Annotated in this window: 2 protein-coding genes and 1 pseudogene; 1 reads left to right on the forward strand and 2 read right to left on the reverse strand. The window is 71.8% G+C overall.

Annotated features, from left to right (window positions below; genetic code table 11):
* Positions 1-907, reverse strand: a 907-nt coding sequence (locus tag GA0115259_RS38095) for a glycoside hydrolase family 3 protein (RefSeq protein WP_141716891.1), incomplete at its 3' end; no start/stop codon positions are given.
* Between the two features lie 277 nt (positions 908-1184).
* Between GA0115259_RS38095 and GA0115259_RS38100 the strand changes: the two genes are divergently transcribed.
* Positions 1185-2516: a transglycosylase family protein gene (locus tag GA0115259_RS38100; protein WP_093605194.1), complete on the forward strand. Its 1332-nt coding sequence runs from the start codon at positions 1185-1187 to the stop codon at positions 2514-2516.
* Here GA0115259_RS38100 and GA0115259_RS42525 read toward each other — a convergent pair.
* Positions 2397-3027: pseudogene (locus GA0115259_RS42525) on the reverse strand (hypothetical protein); the annotation flags it as partial. The gene GA0115259_RS38100 and the pseudogene GA0115259_RS42525 overlap by 120 nt on opposite strands.

Genomic DNA, 3027 nt, shown 5'->3' on the forward strand with positions numbered 1-3027 from the left:
CGCGCCCGTCGGCCGCCACCGCGGCCAACGGCCGCCGCGCCGCGGGCCGTTCACCCAGCGCGCCCACGCGGTCGGCGAGCCGCAGCAGTCTGCGTACCTTGTCGTCGATCCGTGCCACAGGGACCAGCCCTTGCTGCACGGCGGCGAACAGCCCGTCGGCCCAAGGGCTTTCGGGCCCCGGCATCGCCAGATCCTGCGCGGCGCGCGCGGTGTCGAGCAGCGAGCGGACCGCGCCCCAGTCGGAGACCACCGGCCCGGTGAAGCGCCACTCGCCCTTGAGCGGCTCGGTCAGCAGCGGCCCCGCGGCCATCGTGACTCCGTTGACGCGGTTGTACGCGGACATCACCGCCCAGACGCCCGCCTCGACCGCCGCTTCGAAGGGCGCGAGATACACCTCGCGCAGCGTCCGTTCGTCTACCCGCACATCGACGGTGAGCCGGTCGGTCTCCGCGTCATTGGCGACGAAGTGCTTGGCGGTGGCCGCCACTCCGCCGCCCTGGATGCCATGGACGAGGGCCGCGCCCGTACGGCCGGTCAGCAGCGGGTCCTCGGAGAAACACTCGAAGTGCCGCCCGCCCAGCGGCGACCGGTGCAGATTGAGCGTGGGTGCGAGCAGGACGTCGACACCCTTGCGCCGGGCCTCCTCCGCGAGCAGCCCGCCCAGCTCGGTCACCAACTCCTCGTCCCAGGAGGCCGCGAGCGCGCTCGGGGAGGGCAGCACGAGCGAGGTGTCCCGTTCGTCCCAGGCCGCGCCGCGCACTCCGGCGGGACCGTCCGAGAAGGTAAGGGCGCGCAGTCCGAGGGCCGGTTCCGGATGCGTACGCCAGTTGCTCGCGCCGGTCAGCAGACGCACCTTCTGCCGGAGATCGAGCTTCTCCAGCAGATGGCCTATCTCTTCCTCGGTCATGTCCGCACCCTTCGCTCCATACTGGGAGAGCGCTCTCCCATTTGCTGCGCCAAGACTCGCCGGACGGCCTCGGCGCTGTCAATGGCGGCTCTCGCGGGACACCGGCGGCCCGGCTTCCGCCGTCGGCCCGCACCGAGGAGGGGCCGCTGACCAGGCAGGGCGCCGATCGGTCGAACCGGGTTGCGGTCGCCACCAGTTGAGGTCTTGTCACGGTGTGTGCGCAGCCCGTAAGTTGTCCGGTTGCGACGTGTCCTACAGCCAGTGGGGGAGCCCAGCCATGGCCGCAACCGGTCGGCACCGCAGGTACCAGCCGAGCCGTATCAACCGAGCATCGCTGACCGTTACGGCGAGCGGCGCCGGGATGGCACTGCCGCTCATCGCCGCCGGATCGGCGCATGGAGCGTCGGTGGATGTCTGGGAGAAGGTGGCGGCCTGTGAGTCGACCGGCAACTGGCAGATAAACACCGGTAACGGCTACTTCGGCGGACTCCAGTTCACCCAGTCCACCTGGGAGGCGTACGGCGGCGGAAGCTATGCGCCGCGCGCCGATCTGGCCACGAAGGACCAGCAGATCGCCGTCGCGGAGAAGGTGCTCAAGGGCCAGGGCCCGGGAGCCTGGCCCGCCTGCTCGGTACAGGCCGGACTGACGCGGGGCGGCGACGCGCCGGACATCACTCCGGACCGGACCGGCGACGGCGGCAACGCGCCCGAAGCCGCGACCGAGCGGACCAGCGGCCCGCTCCGGACGAAGTCGGCGCAGAGCCGCCAGACCGAGCAGAGCCGGCCGAAGAAGGCCGCGTCGCCCACCACCGTCCCGACACAGCGCGAGGGCTACACCGTGGCGCGCGGCGACTCGCTCTCCGCGATCGCAGTCGAGGAGTCCGTCAAGGGCGGCTGGCAGCGGCTGTACGAGGAGAACCGTCAGCTCATCGGTACGGATCCCGATCTGATCTTCCCCGGCCAGAAGCTCGTCCTGCATGTACTGGCGCCCGCGAAGGGCACGCCTCCCAAGGGCAGCGCCACCACAGGGCCCAGGGAGACGGCGAAGCCCGTACCGGCCGCGAAGCCGAAGCAGGCGGCGGCCAAGCCGAAGCAGGCCGAAAAGCCCAAGCAGGCGGCGGCGAAACCCAAGCAGGCCGAGAAGCCGAAGCAGACGGAGAAGAAGCAGCAGGCCAAGGCGCCCGCCCGCGCCGAGAGGCCGAGGACGGCCGCGGTCACCGCGCCCGTCTCCGCCTCCACCGGGACCCAGTACCGCCAGGCCGGCTCCTGGGCCAGCGGCTATCACACCGGTGTGGACTTCCCGGTGCCCACCGGCACCTCGGTGAAGGCCGTCGCCGCCGGACATGTGGTCTCGGCCGGCTGGGCGGGCTCGTACGGCTATCAGATCGTCATCCGGCACGAGGACGGCAAGTACAGCCAGTACGCGCATCTCTCCGCGCTCAATGTGCGTGAGGGCCAGCAGGTCGGCGGCGGCCAGCGGATCGCACGGTCAGGATCGACCGGTAACAGTACGGGACCGCATCTCCATTTCGAGATGCGTACGGGGCCGGACTACGGGACCGACATCGATCCGCTCGCCTATCTGCGGGCCGCGGGCATCAGGCTCTGAGGGAGCGTCCGAGGCCGGGGCCACGGTGCTGCCGCCCGCCCCGGCCGGTCCCGGATGAGCCGGTCCCGGGCGATCCGCCCGGCCCAGCCGGCCAGAGGCCGCCGACGGAGCCGCAGACGCGCCCGGGCCGCCCGCCCGCGAGGCTCCGAGCCGCTCCGTGGTGAGCAGTATCAGCCCGCCCGCGGCGACCACACCGGAGCCCAGCGCCAGCACCGTACCGAGGACGCCGTGGCGGAACTGCTCACCGAAGAGCGTCAGGCCCACGGTCGCGGCCACCACCGGATTGACGACGGTGACCGTGGCCAGCGGCGCGGCCAGTCCCGCACCTCGGTAGGACGCCTGGGAGAGCAGCAGCCCGCCGATCGCGAGGACCGCGATGATCAGCAGGCTCGGCAGCTGCACACTCGGTGTGTCCGAGGCCCAGTCCACCGTGACCGTCTTGGTGAAGACCGAGGCGATACCGAACGCGGCACCGGCCGCAGCCGCCAGCAGCACGCTCCGTACGGCAGGG

Source organism: Streptomyces sp. MnatMP-M17 (assembly GCF_900091995.1).
Classification (GTDB): Bacteria; Actinomycetota; Actinomycetes; order Streptomycetales; family Streptomycetaceae; genus Streptomyces.